Annotated in this window: 16 protein-coding genes; 9 read left to right on the top strand and 7 right to left on the bottom strand. The window is 68.8% G+C overall.

The annotated features are described in order from the left end of the window. Positions 1-26: 26 nt before the first annotated feature. The 5 genes from ACIDOCELLA78_RS000000100285 to ACIDOCELLA78_RS000000100265 are packed head-to-tail and all read right to left on the bottom strand — an operon-like array spanning position 27 to position 5,132. The gene (locus ACIDOCELLA78_RS000000100285) at positions 27-1,262 is read right to left on the bottom strand and encodes a DNA polymerase IV (protein ID WP_201727887.1); all 1,236 of its coding nucleotides are present in this window, start codon (positions 1,260-1,262) and stop codon (positions 27-29) included. 51 nt (positions 1,263-1,313) lie between these two features. Next, on the bottom strand, positions 1,314-2,240 hold the full coding sequence (locus tag ACIDOCELLA78_RS000000100280; RefSeq protein ID WP_201727886.1) for a sterol desaturase family protein: 927 nt from the start codon (positions 2,238-2,240) through the stop codon (positions 1,314-1,316). A 2-nt stretch (positions 2,241-2,242) separates the two neighbouring features. Next, complete coding sequence (locus tag ACIDOCELLA78_RS000000100275; RefSeq protein WP_201727885.1) at positions 2,243-3,244, bottom strand: beta-propeller fold lactonase family protein; 1,002 nt, start codon at positions 3,242-3,244, stop codon at positions 2,243-2,245. Next, a complete protein-coding gene (locus ACIDOCELLA78_RS000000100270; protein WP_201727884.1) occupies positions 3,241-4,560 on the bottom strand; it encodes an O-antigen ligase in 1,320 nt (439 codons plus the stop codon). Before ACIDOCELLA78_RS000000100270 ends, ACIDOCELLA78_RS000000100275 begins: the two co-directional genes overlap by 4 nt. Next, complete coding sequence (locus ACIDOCELLA78_RS000000100265) at positions 4,557-5,132, bottom strand: class I SAM-dependent methyltransferase (protein WP_201727883.1); 576 nt, start codon at positions 5,130-5,132, stop codon at positions 4,557-4,559. Before ACIDOCELLA78_RS000000100265 ends, ACIDOCELLA78_RS000000100270 begins: the two co-directional genes overlap by 4 nt. Positions 5,133-5,172: 40 nt before the next feature. Between ACIDOCELLA78_RS000000100265 and ACIDOCELLA78_RS000000100260 the strand changes: the two genes are divergently transcribed. After that, entirely contained in the window at positions 5,173-5,967 is a 795-nt protein-coding gene (locus ACIDOCELLA78_RS000000100260) for an alpha/beta fold hydrolase (RefSeq protein ID WP_201727882.1), read from the top strand. A gap of 23 nt (positions 5,968-5,990) precedes the next feature. Here the strand turns inward: ACIDOCELLA78_RS000000100260 and ACIDOCELLA78_RS000000100255 are convergent, their stop codons facing one another. Together ACIDOCELLA78_RS000000100255 and ACIDOCELLA78_RS000000100250 are read right to left on the bottom strand one after the other, a co-directional pair. Next, positions 5,991-6,404: an EVE domain-containing protein gene (locus ACIDOCELLA78_RS000000100255; RefSeq protein WP_201727881.1), complete on the bottom strand. Its 414-nt coding sequence runs from the start codon at positions 6,402-6,404 to the stop codon at positions 5,991-5,993. Further along, positions 6,401-6,694, bottom strand: a complete 294-nt coding sequence (locus ACIDOCELLA78_RS000000100250; RefSeq protein ID WP_201727880.1) for a YciI family protein — start codon at positions 6,692-6,694, stop codon at positions 6,401-6,403. The genes ACIDOCELLA78_RS000000100255 and ACIDOCELLA78_RS000000100250 overlap by 4 nt, the downstream gene beginning before the upstream one ends. Positions 6,695-6,833: 139 nt before the next feature. Here ACIDOCELLA78_RS000000100250 and ACIDOCELLA78_RS000000100245 point away from each other — a divergent pair, with 139 nt between their 5' ends. The 8 genes from ACIDOCELLA78_RS000000100245 to ACIDOCELLA78_RS000000100210 are packed head-to-tail and all read left to right on the top strand — an operon-like array spanning position 6,834 to position 12,344. Then, positions 6,834-7,646, top strand: coding sequence for a heme ABC transporter permease (locus ACIDOCELLA78_RS000000100245; protein ID WP_201727879.1), 813 nt, complete (start codon positions 6,834-6,836; stop codon positions 7,644-7,646). A gap of 4 nt (positions 7,647-7,650) precedes the next feature. Continuing rightward, positions 7,651-7,815 (top strand): heme exporter protein CcmD, encoded by a 165-nt coding sequence (gene ccmD, locus ACIDOCELLA78_RS000000100240; RefSeq protein WP_174504044.1) that lies wholly within the window; start codon positions 7,651-7,653, stop codon positions 7,813-7,815. After that, positions 7,812-8,333 (top strand): cytochrome c maturation protein CcmE, encoded by a 522-nt coding sequence (ccmE, locus tag ACIDOCELLA78_RS000000100235; RefSeq protein ID WP_201727878.1) that lies wholly within the window; start codon positions 7,812-7,814, stop codon positions 8,331-8,333. Before ccmD ends, ccmE begins: the two co-directional genes overlap by 4 nt. A 21-nt stretch (positions 8,334-8,354) precedes the next feature. Next, entirely contained in the window at positions 8,355-10,328 is a 1,974-nt protein-coding gene (locus tag ACIDOCELLA78_RS000000100230) for a heme lyase CcmF/NrfE family subunit (protein WP_201727877.1), read from the top strand. 9 nt (positions 10,329-10,337) lie between these two features. Then, complete coding sequence (locus ACIDOCELLA78_RS000000100225; protein ID WP_201727876.1) at positions 10,338-10,892, top strand: DsbE family thiol:disulfide interchange protein; 555 nt, start codon at positions 10,338-10,340, stop codon at positions 10,890-10,892. Further along, on the top strand, positions 10,889-11,377 hold the full coding sequence (locus ACIDOCELLA78_RS000000100220) for a cytochrome c-type biogenesis protein (protein ID WP_201727875.1): 489 nt from the start codon (positions 10,889-10,891) through the stop codon (positions 11,375-11,377). Before ACIDOCELLA78_RS000000100225 ends, ACIDOCELLA78_RS000000100220 begins: the two co-directional genes overlap by 4 nt. After that, positions 11,374-12,150 (top strand): c-type cytochrome biogenesis protein CcmI, encoded by a 777-nt coding sequence (gene ccmI, locus ACIDOCELLA78_RS000000100215; protein WP_201727874.1) that lies wholly within the window; start codon positions 11,374-11,376, stop codon positions 12,148-12,150. The genes ACIDOCELLA78_RS000000100220 and ccmI overlap by 4 nt, the downstream gene beginning before the upstream one ends. Further along, positions 12,147-12,344 carry a DUF1674 domain-containing protein gene (locus ACIDOCELLA78_RS000000100210; RefSeq protein ID WP_201727873.1) on the top strand — a complete coding sequence of 66 codons (198 nt, stop codon included), beginning with the start codon at positions 12,147-12,149 and terminating at the stop codon, positions 12,342-12,344. The genes ccmI and ACIDOCELLA78_RS000000100210 overlap by 4 nt, the downstream gene beginning before the upstream one ends. Positions 12,345-12,352: the final 8 nt, after the last annotated feature.

Genomic DNA, 12,352 nt, shown 5'->3' with positions numbered 1-12,352 from the left:
GGCAAGTATGGCGTCGGCTGGAAAGCCTACCCGCCGCGGCGGATGATGCCGGTGCCGAATTTCGCCCGCAACCGCTCGACTGCATCCTCGCGGGCGGCGCGGCGGGGCGTTTCCCGGTCGACCAGATCGCCGCGATCGGCCTCCGCCGCCGCGGCGAGCCGGGCCGCGCCGATCCCGATCAGCCGGTAGCGCGGGCCCGCCGCACGCATCAGGATGGGCTTCGCCGCCTCGAAGATGGTCTCGGCCAGCTGCGTCGGCCCGGTCAGCCGCACCGCATGGGTATGCGTCTCGAAGCTGGCGGTCTTGAGCTTGAGCACGAGCCCGGCGGCGGCGAAGCCCTCGGCGCGCAGCCGCCGGGCGAGTTTCTCGCAGAGCGGAAACAGGGCGCGGGCGAGGGAGGCCGCATCGTCGATATCCTCGGCGAAGGTCGTCTCCGCGCTGATCGATTTCGTCGCCCGCGCGGGGTCGATCGGGCGTGGATCGATGCCGCGGGCGCGTGCGGCCAGCATCGGCCCGTCCTCGCCGAGCCGGGCGCGGGCGGAGCGGTCGTCGAGGGCTGCGAGCTGGCCAACGCGGGTGATCCCCATGCCGGCGAGTTTCCGCGCCAGCGCCGGGCCCACGCCGGGAAGAATGCCGACCGGCTCCGGCGCCAGCACCGCCGCCGCCTCCGACCCCAGCACCGCGAAGCCGCGCGGCTTGTCACGCTCGGCGGCGAGTTTCGCGAGCAGCCGGTTGGCGGCAAGGCCGACCGACACCGTCACCCCCACCTCCGCCTCCACCCGGCGGGCGAAGCGGCTCAGCACCGCGGCCGGCGGAGCCTTGTGCAATGCCTCGGTGCCGGAGAGGTCGAGCGCCGCCTCGTCGATCGACAGCGGCTGCACCAGCGGCGTCAGTGTGGCCATCAGCGCGCGGATCTCGGCCGCTGCCGCCGCGTATTTCCGCATCTCCGGAGCGATCACCACCGCATCCGGGCAGAGTTTCCTGGCCTTGAATATCGGCATCGCCGAGCGCACGCCCGAGAGCCGGGCGATGTAGCAGCAGGCCGCCACCACGCCGCGCGCCCCGCCGCCGACGATCACCGGCCGGTCGGCAAGCTCGGGCCGGTCGCGCTTCTCGACGCTCGCATAAAACGCGTCGCAGTCGATATGGGCGATGGCAAGGGTCGTGATCTCGTCATGCGCGACGAGGCGCCGCCCCTCGCAGTGCGGGCATGCGGTTTCGGTCTCGAAGATCGTCTCGCAGTCGCGGCACAGGGTCGGCATGGCCAGCGCAGGAAACGCCTTATCGGCGCCGGGCGGAAGCGAAAAATCGCGTCAGATCGAGCGGACCAGATGCACGAGGCCCGACCATTGCTGGGCCACCCATCCGCCGCTCGCCATCGCCTCGGGGGCTGCGGGGTCGCCGGTCGGCGCGAAATCCTTCGAGAAATCGGCGGTGCCGAACATCATGTCCCAGAACGGAAACACCGCGCCGTAGTTGATCGAGCGTTCGCCGGCGGCGAGAATGCCGTGATGCGCGCGGTGAAACCGCGGCGAGACCAGCAGCCGCTCGCCGATCCGGCCGAAGGAGAGGCGAATGTTGGCGTGGCTGAAACTTTCGACGAAGCGCAGGATCAGCACCAGCAGCGGGAATTGCAGCGGCGGAATCCCGATCAGCAGCCCCACCGCCATGAACCAGAGAAAGCCGATCACCTCGTCGAGCACATGGTTGCGGTCGTCCGACCAGAAGGTCATCTGCCGCTGGGCGTGATGCACCGCGTGCAGCGCGTACCAGGCACGGAAGCGGTGCGAGAGCCGGTGCCGCCAGTAATCGGCGAAGTCGAGGATCAGCGCGTAGACCGCGAAGGTGATTACCGGATGGCCGAACAGCGGCGGAAAGATCGTCTCCAGCATCGGCGGCACATAGCCATGATCGGCGAGGAACCCGTCGAGCCGCACCTGTGCCGCGTAGAACAGCACGAAGGTCATCACCGGCAGCACGCCGACGCGGGCGAGAAACGTGTAGAACACATCGACCAGCACCACCCGCCGGCTTTCCCACCGCTCGATCGGCATGGCCCGCTCCAGCGGCACGCAGACGGCGTAGGCCAGCAGCATCTGCGTCACGCCATAGATCGCCACCAGCGTCCAGCCGAAGGAAAGCTCGCTCCACTGCATCAGGCCGAACCGGTAGAGCAGCGGCAGCACCGCCACCTGCTCCACCCAGCCGGCCAGATCGTTGAACGGATGGGCCGGCAGCATGCTCAGGCCAGGCGCATCGCCGTGCGGGCGGCGGTGTCGGTCAGCAGGGTCGAGAGATAGATCCCGTGCGGCGAGCGGCCGACCGTGATGTGGTCCACCGCACCGCTCGCCGGATCGAGCACGGCGACGCGGGAGGCGAAGCGCAGCGCGATCCATAGCCGCCCATCCGGCGCGAAGCACAGGTCATCCGGCCCGCCTGGCATCGGAATCCGCCGCTTGAAGCCGAGAGTCTTCGCATCCAGCACCGTCAGCGAGCCGGCGACGCGGTTGGTGATGTAGAGCTCGCTGCGGTCCGGCGTGAGGAAGATGTTGTGCGCGCCCTTGTCGGTCAGCACGGTGCGCATCACCCGGCCGGTCGCCGGATCGACCACGGCGACATGATCGCTGCCCATGATCGCGACCAGCACCACGCCGTCATGCCACATCACCCCGGCGGGCGTCTTGCCGACCGGCGCCGTCCAGCGGACGCGCATGGTGGCAAGATCGATCGCGACCAGCGTGCCGGAATCCTGCATCGAGACGAACACGGTGCTGGAATCCGGCGTGTAGCTCAGATGGCTCGGCATCGATCCGGCGCGGAAGCGGTGGGCGAGGCTCAGCGTGTCGGCATGGTAGATGTCGACATGGTTGAGCCGCAGGCAGTTCACGGTGAGGAATTTGCCGTCCGGGCTGAACCAGAGCTGGTAGGGATCGGGGATCAGCTTGTGGCCGCGCTCGTGCCCGGTTTCGGGGTTGAAGAAGAACAGCGCGTTGCCCGAGGCATCGGCGATCAGCAGCGTCTTGCGGTCGGGCGTCAGCGCCCAGTGGCCGGGTTCGCGCAGCGTCGGCTCGGTGTGGATCACCTTGCGCGTCGTCATGTCGATGACGGAAACGCGCGAGCCGCCCGAATCGAGCACGATGCAGATCGGCGGCGTCGTGCCGGCGGCGCGGGCGAAGGCGGGGGCCAGGCCGAGAAACGCCGGCGCGGCCAGCAGCGCGCGGCGGGAAAGCGGGAGCATGGTCATGCCGGGGCCGATCCTTCGTCGGGATTGATGAACACCGCCCGCGCCCATGTGAAGAACGTCAGGCTGGTCGTTGCGATCAAAGTATTATCGGTCAGAGATTGCACTGCGAAGGCGAGAAACACAAGGCGGATCAGCCGTCGCTGCCCCACCGGCAGCGCAGCGCTGCCCCGAAACAGCCACAGGCCGAGCAGGCCGAACAGCAGCAGCGCGCCGGGCACGCCGCCCTCGCAGGCGATGCGCAGATATTCGTCATGCGCCGCGTTGGTGCCGAGGAAGCGGCCGATCGGTGAATGCAGCGGCACGATCACCTTGCCCGCGCCTACCCCCCAGCCGAGCCAGGGCGAGCGCGAAAGCGCCGCCTCGAAATAGGGCCAGATCAGGTTGCGGTTGGACAGGCTCCCGGCATCGCCGAGATGGACGAGGTCGATCACGCGGACGAAATGCAGCGCCGGCCCGGCGAGCAGCACGGCGGCGAGTGCCGCCCCGCCGATCGCCAGCAGGCTCACCCGTTCCCGCATGCCGAAACCCGGCGCTTCGACCGCGACCAGGGTGGCGAGCGTGGCGAAAGTGGCGAGCGCCAGCGGGGCGCGCGCGCCGCTCGCCAGCAGGATCAGGAAATTCGCGCCGATCCAGGCCCATTCGCGCCGCCGACCGCTACCGGCGAAGCCGACCAGCCCGGCATAGATCCCGATCATCGCGAAGCCGCCGAGAAAGGCCGGAGAACTTGACGCCTGCAGCCGGATCGCGCCGAGCTGCACGCCATAGAGCGCGCGCAGCCCGGCCGCGTGCAGGGCCAGCCCGAACGCCACCGTCACCGCCGGGCCGATGATGGTGCAGCGGATGATCGCCGCGCGCATCCGCGCCTCCGCCCGCATGAAGCCGGCGGCGAACGGCGCCGCCGAGCCGACCAGCGAGCGCAGCGAGGCGAGCGGCGTCAGCCCCGGCCACAGGCCGTGCATGAATCCGCCGATAAACATGAAGAGAAAGGCGAAACCCGGATTGTAACGGTCCATCCGCACCCCGCGGCGCAGCGCGGCCAGCCCGATGATCGCTAGTCCCGCGACCTTGAGCAGGGCGATGATCGCCTCGTGATCGCCGATCATGTCCGAAAGCCACATCTCCGGCGTGGTTTCCACCAGGAGCAGCCAGGCGGCCATCGCCGCTTCCGGCCAGGCGAGTGCTGCGCCACCGGCAAGGCCGAGCGCCAGAAGGCCTAGCAAGGGCCCGATTCCCTGCGGCACGAGGAGCAGAAGCGCTGCCGCAAGACCGGCCGCCACGGCGAGCGCCGCGCCTCCGCGCGCGATACCGCCAGTCACGGCACGGCGAGGATCGTGTAGTGTTCGTCCGGCCCGGCTACCGCGGCCGCCGCGGAAAACCCGGCGGCGGCAAGATGCGTCTGCGCCTCGGCCGGCGTCATCCGCCGCGCCATCGGCGCGCCGACCGCACCGGGCCCGGCCGGGTCGTATTCGGCGATGAACAGCGCGCCGGATGGTTTCATGGCGGCGCGGATCGCGCGCAGCGCCGCATCCCTGTCCCGCATGTGATGCAGGGCATCGGTCAGCATGACCCGGTCCGGCGCCATTGGAAGGGCCGCAAGCGTCTCGGCCCGCCCCACGATCGTCTCCAGCGCCAGGCCGCGCCGCGCCGCCTCGGCTTCGGCATAAGCGAGGGATGCGGACTCCGGGTCCATCGCCAGCACGCGCGCGCCGAGAGCCGCGTATTCAAGGGCGAGCGCGCCGGTACCTGCGCCGATATCGAGCACGGTCATGCCGGCGGCAAGGCCCGCCCGCGCCGCCCAGACGGCGGCCAGATGCCGCTTCTCCGCCTGCCGTGCCACCAGCCGCTCGAGCCGTGCGGCATCCGCCCCGGGTTGATTTTCCGCCTGCATGGGCCAACCCTAGCCGAAGCCAAGGGATCGACAAACCGAAATGATTCTCCACGCCTCAACGACCGGCACCGGCCCGGATGTCATTCTCCTGCACGGGCTGTTCGGCGCCGGGCGCAATCTCGGCGTCATCGCCCGCGGGCTCGCGGCGTGGTTCCGCGTCACCACGCTCGACGCCCGCAATCATGGCGACAGCCCGCACGATGCGGACATGCGCTACCAGGCCATGGCTGAGGATGTCGCCGAGACGATGGAGTCGCTCGGCATCGGCTCTGCCCGCGTGGTCGGGCACTCGATGGGCGGCAAGATCGCGATGATGCTCGCACTCGCGCAACCCGGCCGCGTCGCCCGCCTCGCCGTGCTCGACATCGCGCCGATCGCCTATGGCCATGAGCATCTGGGTTATGTCCGGGCGATGCGCGGCCTCATGCTGCATCCCGGCCTGACGCGGCAGGAGGCCGACGCCGCCCTTGCCGCCAGCGTGCCGGAGCCGGCCTTGCGGGGGTTCCTGCTGCACAATCTCGTGCTTGGCGCCGCACCCCGCTGGCGCCTTGGCCTTGAGGAAATCGCCGGCGCGATGAACGATCTGGTCGGCTGGGCCGATCCGGCGCCGGGCGCGCGCTACAATGGCCCGGCACTGTTCGTCGCCGGGGCCGCATCGTCCTATGTGCCGGAGGCGGCGCATGACGCGATCCGCGCCCGCTTCCCGCAGGCGCGGATCGAGACGATCGCTGATGCCGGCCACTGGCTGCACGCCGAGAAGCCGCGCGAGGTGCTCGCGGCGCTCGAGCCTTTCCTGCGCGGCCAGAGCATCATCCGGTCGGATGACGTCATCTGATCGGATGAAGATGCTCTGATGCTCTACAGCCGCAACCCGCCCATGGCGCAGAGATGCGCCCAGTGCTCGGCGCTGACCGGGCCGACCGAAAGGCGCGAGAGGCGCACCAGTGCGAGGTCGGTCAGCGCCGGATCGGCCTTGATCGCGGCAAGGCCGACGGGATGCGGCAGCGGGGCGACGGCCTTCATATCGACCGCCACCCAGTCGCCGGCCTCGGCGGTTGGGTCCGGATAGGCTTCCCGTACCACCTCCACCACGCCGACGATCTCGCGACCGATATTGGAGTGGTAGAAGAAGGCGCGGTCGCCCAGGCGCATCGCCCTCAGGTTATTCCTGGCGGCGTGGTTGCGCACGCCGGTCCAGGGTTCGACACCGTTGGCCACCTGCTGGTCCCAGGAGAACGCGTCCGGTTCGGACTTGACCAGCCAGTAATTCACGGCGTCAGCGTGCCGTCGCGCAGCACGGTGCGGAAGCCGTTGATCTCGACCGCGCCAAACAGCCCGGCCTTGCTGTAGGGGTCGTTCGCGACCAGCGCTTCCACGGCCGCACGGTCCGCCGCCTCGTAGACGATCATCGAGCCGCAGGGATTGCCCTCGGCATCCAGCATCGGGCCGCCGTAGAGGATGCTCGACTTGATGCTGTCGAGATAGGCGAGGTGGTCGGGGCGGACCTGCTTGCGCAGGGCGAGGCTGTCTTTGCGATCATGGGCGACCAGGACGAACTGCATGGCGGTGGCTCCTTTCGGGCGGTTTCACTGGCGCCAGCATAATGGCTGATCGCGCTGCGCCAAGATGTGATCGGCCGGGGCGGCTCCGCGCCGGCGTGGGGGGTGTCAAAAACACGAATTCGTATTAGACAATCTGTCGATGGACCGTTCACCCGCCACGGATTACGCGGCCGACGCGCAGGCCGCCATGATCGCCGCCCCGACATCGAAATCCGGTGCCTGGCTGCACCGTTTCGCCAATCCCGGGCGTTTCCAGCGCCTGGTGCAGCCCCTCATTCCGTGGATCGGCTGGGCGGCGCTGATCGTCTGCTCCGTCGGGCTGGTCTGGGGATTTGCCTTCGCCCCGGCCGACTGGCAGCAGGGCATCGCCTCGCGGATCATGTATGTCCACGTTCCCGCCGCCTGGGTGGCGATGAACGGCTATGCGGCGCTGGCCATCTGCTCGCTGCTCTCGATCGTCTGGCGGCATCCGCTGGCCGATATCGCGGCCAAGGAGATGGGGCCGGTCGGCGCCGGCTTCACCGGGCTCTGCCTGATCACCGGTTCGCTCTGGGGCAAGCCGGAATGGGGCACCTACTGGGTGTGGGATGCGCGACTGACCTCGGTGCTGATCCTGTTCTTTCTCTATCTCGGCCACATGGCGCTGATCCGGGCGTTCGACAATCCGCAGCATGGCTACCGCGCGGCGGCGATCCTCGGGCTTGTCGGCGCGATCAACCTGCCCATCATCGTGTTCAGCGTGTACTGGTGGAATTCGCTCCATCAGGGCAACTCGATCACCCTGACCGGCCCCTCCAAGATCTATGTCACGATGTTGTATCCACTGCTGATCTCCACGCTGGGTTTCTATCTGGCCTTTATCGCCATGTCCCTCGCGCGCATTTCGAGCGGTATCATGGAGAACCGCGCGCGGGCGCTGCTGCTTGCGCGCGCGGAGCGCTCCGGGAGCTGAGACGATGGTGAAGAACACCCTGCCTTACGTGGTCGGCAGCTATGGCGCCGCCCTTGCCATCATCGGCATACTCTCCCTGACCACGTTCTTCCGCTACCGGGCGGCGCGGCGCCGGCTGGCCGCGGTCGAGCCGCGGGGGCGTGGCGAGTCGGGGAGTGCCGCGTCATGATGAGCCGCAAGAAGCGCCGCCTCTGGATCGTGATTGCCTGCGGCCTCGGCCTGTCCACCGCGGTGGCGCTGATGCTGGTCGCCTTCCGGTCCAGCCTGTCCTTTTTCATGTCACCGCAGCAGGTCGCCGCGCGCCACCCGCCGGCCGGGCGGGTGTTCCGCCTCGGCGGCATCGTGCAGGCGAACACCGTGGTGATGGGCACCCGCGATGGCGCGCCCTACACCACCTTCCGCATCACCGATGGGCGCGCATCGATCCCGGTGGTCTATACCGGCGTGCTGCCCGGCCTGTTCCGCCAGGGGCAGGGCGTCGTCACGATCGGCGCGATGAGCAGGGGAGACCGTGAGTTCCTCGCCTCCACCGTGCTCGCGAAGCATGGCGCCGACTACATGCCCCGCGATGTCGAGATGGCGCTGCGCAAGGCCGGCAAGTGGAATCCGAAATTCGGCCCCCCACCCAATGCCGGCGCCTGGGACGACAAGTCGCCCGCCCAGATCGAGGCATCCAACAATGGCTGAGCCGATGGGAGACGCCGCAGAATGATCCCCACCCTGGGCAATTTCGCGCTCGCGCTGGCTCTGGCCATCGCCGTCGCGCAATCGGTGATCGGCATTGCCGGGCCGATGCTGCGCGACCGGCAGATCCTCCGCGCCGCGCCCGCGCTGGCGATCGGCCAGTTCGTCATGCTCGGCCTGTCCTTCCTCGCGCTGGTCTGGGCCGGCGTGGTGTCGGACTTCACGGTGCGCAATGTCGCGGAATATTCATCATCGACGACGCCGCTCTTCTACCGGATCACCGGCACCTGGGGAAACCATGACGGGTCGATCCTGCTCTGGTGCCTGATTCTCTCGCTGTGCGGCGCGACCGTCGGGGCCTTCGGCAACAGCATCCCGACCAGCCTGCGCTCGCGCGTGCTCGGCGTGCTCGGCCTCGTCTCCGGCGGGTTCATGGCCTTTGTCATCGCCGTCTCCAACCCGTTCGCGCGGATCTGGCCGCCGCCGCTGCATGGCGCGGGCGTCAACCCGATCCTGCAGGACCCCGGCCTCGCCGTGCATCCGCCGATTCTCTACACCGGCTATGTCGGTTTCTCGATTGCCTTCGCCTTCGCCGTTGCCGCCCTGATCGAGGGGCGGGTCGACGCCGCCTGGGGGCGCTGGGTGCGGCCCTGGGCGCTGGTCTCCTGGCTGTTCCTGACCTGCGGCATCTGCTTCGGCTCGCTCTGGTCTTACTACACGCTGGGCTGGGGCGGGTTCTGGTTCTGGGACCCGGTGGAGAACGTCGCCCTGCTGCCCTGGCTCACCGGCACGGCGCTGATCCATTCCGCCATCGTGGTGGAGAAGCGCGAGGCGCTGAAAACTTGGTCGGTCCTGCTGGCCATCGCCACCTTCTCGCTCAGCCTGTGCGGCACCTTCCTCGTCCGCTCGGGCCTGCTCAATTCGGTGCATGCCTTTTCCGCCTCGCCGGATCAGGGGCTGTTCATTCTCGTCCTGCTCGCGTTGACCATCGGCGGCTCGCTGCTGCTGTTCGCCTTCCGGGCGCCGGTTCTGGCGGCGAGCGGGGTTTTCGCGCCGGTCTCGCGCGAAGGCGCCCTGATCCTGAACAATATTTTCCTCTGCATCATCGCCGCCGTGGTGTTCACCGGCACGATGTATCCGCCCTTCCTGGCCCTTCTGTTCAACCGCCAAATCTCGGTGGGCGCGCCGTTCTACGATCAGGCGGTTCTGCCGCTGACCGCGCCGCTGATCCTCGCGATGGCGGTTGGGCCGCTGCTGTCGTGGAAGCGCGCGGCGTTGCTGCCGGCGCTGACCAAGCTGTGGTTCGTCGCGGTTCTGGCGCTTCTCGTCTTCGGCGCCTTCATCCTGCGCGGTCATTTCGTCGCCGCACTCGGGCTGGCGGGCGCGGTCTGGGTCATGCTGGGCGCGCTGGTCGATCTCGCGGAGCGGATCCGCCTGTTCCGGATCCCGCTTGGCCAGTCCTTCATGCGGCTGTTCACCATTCCGCGGGCCGCCATCGGCGCGTCGCTCGGGCATCTCGGCTTCGGGATCGCCGTGCTGGGCATTGCCGGAATGTCGTTGCAGACGCATACGATCCGCGTGCTCAACCCCGGCCAGTCGATCGACCTCGGCGGCTACAACTGGAAGCTGATCTCGATCAAGCCGGCCACCGGGCCGAACTACACCGCGCGCGATGCCACGATCGAAGTGTCCCGCAACGGGCATCTGGTCGAGATCATGCATCCCGAGACGCGGTATTTCACCAACCAGAAGGTCAAGACGGTGGCCGCCGCGATCCGCAGCAATGGCGTGCGCAACCTCTTTGCCACCTTCGCCGGCGACAATAACAGCGGCGGCGGCGAGTTCCGCTTCAACATCCATCCGCTGGCGCCGGAAATCTGGCTTGGCGGCCTCATCATGGCGCTCGGCGGCGCGATTTCGCTGAGTGACCGGCGGTTCCGCGTCGGCGCGCCGGTGCGAAGCCGGCTGCGCCGGCCGTCCGGCTCGGCCACGGTCTGATCCCGACCGATGAGCCTGTCGCGCCGCATGCTGTTCGGACTGCCGCTGCTCGTGGTGGGCGTGGGCGGAGCCGGTTTCTATGAACTGCTCCGCCGGATGCAGACCGGCAGCTACAATCCGCAGGCCTTCAACAACCCGCTGGTCGGGCACGACGTGCCGGATTTCACCCTGCCCGGGGTGGATGGCCGCGAGGGGTTCGACAAGAAGCTGCTCGCCGCGCAGACGCGCCCGGTGCTGGTGAATTTCTTCGCCTCCTGGTGCGTGCCCTGTGCCGGTGAGGCGCCCTATCTCGACCGGCTGGCGAAATCCGGCGTCGATATCTGGGGGATCGCGTATCAGGACAAGCCCGAGGCGATCGGCCTCTACCTCGCGAAGTACGGCAATCCCTATGCGCGCCTCGCGACCGACCCCTCGGGGCGGACGGCGATCAACTGGGGCGTTTATGGCGTGCCGGAGAGTTTCCTGATCGCGCCCGGCGGCAAGGTGGTGTGGCACGTCGCGGCGCCGCTGGTGCCCGAGGTGATCGACGACCAGCTCCGCCCCGTGCTGCGGAGGCTGGCATGAGGCGCTGGCTTGTCCTGCTCCTCGCCGGACTCGCCCTTGCCTGCGGCGCGGCGAAGGCATCCCCTGCGCCATCGGCGGCGAGCGATCATCCAACCAGCATCACCCGCGATGGCGTGAAGCTCACCTTCGCGCAGGAAGCGCGCGCCGAGGCGATCGGCAACAAGCTGCGCTGCCTGGTCTGTCAGAACGAGACCGTCGAGAACTCGCGGGCCGGGCTGGCCAAGCAGTTCCGCACCATCATCCGCCACCGCGTCGCCGCGGGCGACAGCAACCGCCAGATCATCGCCTTCATGGTCAAGCGGTATGGCATCTATGTGCTGCTCAAGCCGCCATTCCGTCCCGAGACCTGGCTGCTCTGGCTTTCACCGGGCATTGCCGCGCTCATCGGGCTTGCGGTGCTGCTGTTCGCGCGCCGCCGCCGGCGGGCAACACCCCCGCCATTATCGCCGGAAGAAACCGACCGGCTGAAGGAACTCCTGTCTTGATCTGGCTCTGGATGGCGGTGCTGGCCGCCGTTGCGATCGCGCCGCTGCTCGTCGTCTGGGTACGCCAGGGCACGATCCGTTACCGGCGGGAAACCGCCATGGCGCTGCACCGCTCCCAGCTCGAGGAAATCGATCGGGATCGCGAGGAGGGGCGGCTGCCGGACGAGGAATACCAGGCGGCACGGCTCGAGGTCGAGCGCCGGCTGCTCGCCGCGGACCGGATTCCGGAGCCGGAGGCCAATCGTGCCGCGCGCGGCGTGATGATCGCAACCCTCGTCGCCATACCGGTCGCGGCGGTCGCGCTGTTCATCCCCTCGGGCCTGCCGCTCGTGCCCTCGGAACCGCATGCCAGCGTCATCCGCCAGCGCGATGCCGCCGAGGCGCGCGACAATGCGCTGATCGAGCGGCTCAGGCAGAAACTCGCCAGCCTGCAGCCCGGCAGCGAGGAGGCGCGGCGGGGCTATCTGCTGCTCGGCCAGGCGCTGGTCAGCCAGAACAAGCTGGCCCCCGCGGTGAAGGCCTGGAAAGTGGCGCTCTCTATGAAGTTCGACCCCACTCTCGCCGCCGAAACCGCCGAGGCTGCGAGCGAGGCCGCCGGACATGTTACCCCGGACGCCGCGGCGCTGTTCCGCAAAGCCCTCGCCGCCGCGCCGGCCAATGCGCCCTGGCGGCCGCTTGCCGAGCAGAGGTTGCGTGAGGCGGCGGTGCTGGAGTCGAATGGCGGCAAGCCCCTCTTGCCGGGCAAGGCGGCCGGGGCCAGATCGGGCTCATGAGCACTCCGACCGAACCCACTCAGACCGAACGCGCCGGCAGCGCGCCCACCGCCACCGAGGCCGAGACGCCGGCGGCTACGCCCCCCGATGCCGCCGCGGCAAAACCCTGGCCCAAGGAGATCGGCGGCCCGAAAGGCCCTGAACCCACCCGTTACGGCGACTGGGAACGCAACGGGCGCTGCACCGATTTCTGAGCACCGCG

It is taken from the genome of Acidocella sp. C78, assembly GCF_907164655.1.
Note: the sequence above shows the minus strand (reverse complement) of the source record. Positions and strands in the feature narration are given on the sequence as shown.

Excerpts from the sequence above, each read along its gene's own strand:
- ACIDOCELLA78_RS000000100245 (WP_201727879.1), top strand. The coding sequence starts at position 6,834 with ATGGACCGTTCACCCGCCACGGATTACGCGGCCGACGCGCAGGCCGCC.
- ACIDOCELLA78_RS000000100265 (WP_201727883.1), bottom strand. The coding sequence starts at position 5,132 with ATGCAGGCGGAAAATCAACCCGGGGCGGATGCCGCACGGCTCGAGCGG.
- ccmE (WP_201727878.1), top strand. The coding sequence starts at position 7,812 with ATGATGAGCCGCAAGAAGCGCCGCCTCTGGATCGTGATTGCCTGCGGC.
- ccmD (WP_174504044.1), top strand. The coding sequence starts at position 7,651 with ATGGTGAAGAACACCCTGCCTTACGTGGTCGGCAGCTATGGCGCCGCC.
- ACIDOCELLA78_RS000000100285 (WP_201727887.1), bottom strand. The coding sequence starts at position 1,262 with ATGCCGACCCTGTGCCGCGACTGCGAGACGATCTTCGAGACCGAAACC.
- ACIDOCELLA78_RS000000100275 (WP_201727885.1), bottom strand. The coding sequence starts at position 3,244 with ATGACCATGCTCCCGCTTTCCCGCCGCGCGCTGCTGGCCGCGCCGGCG.
- ACIDOCELLA78_RS000000100230 (WP_201727877.1), top strand. The coding sequence starts at position 8,355 with ATGATCCCCACCCTGGGCAATTTCGCGCTCGCGCTGGCTCTGGCCATC.
- ACIDOCELLA78_RS000000100280 (WP_201727886.1), bottom strand. The coding sequence starts at position 2,240 with ATGCTGCCGGCCCATCCGTTCAACGATCTGGCCGGCTGGGTGGAGCAG.
- ACIDOCELLA78_RS000000100260 (WP_201727882.1), top strand. The coding sequence starts at position 5,173 with ATGATTCTCCACGCCTCAACGACCGGCACCGGCCCGGATGTCATTCTC.
- ACIDOCELLA78_RS000000100225 (WP_201727876.1), top strand. The coding sequence starts at position 10,338 with ATGAGCCTGTCGCGCCGCATGCTGTTCGGACTGCCGCTGCTCGTGGTG.
- ACIDOCELLA78_RS000000100210 (WP_201727873.1), top strand. The coding sequence starts at position 12,147 with ATGAGCACTCCGACCGAACCCACTCAGACCGAACGCGCCGGCAGCGCG.
- ACIDOCELLA78_RS000000100220 (WP_201727875.1), top strand. The coding sequence starts at position 10,889 with ATGAGGCGCTGGCTTGTCCTGCTCCTCGCCGGACTCGCCCTTGCCTGC.
- ACIDOCELLA78_RS000000100250 (WP_201727880.1), bottom strand. The coding sequence starts at position 6,694 with ATGCAGTTCGTCCTGGTCGCCCATGATCGCAAAGACAGCCTCGCCCTG.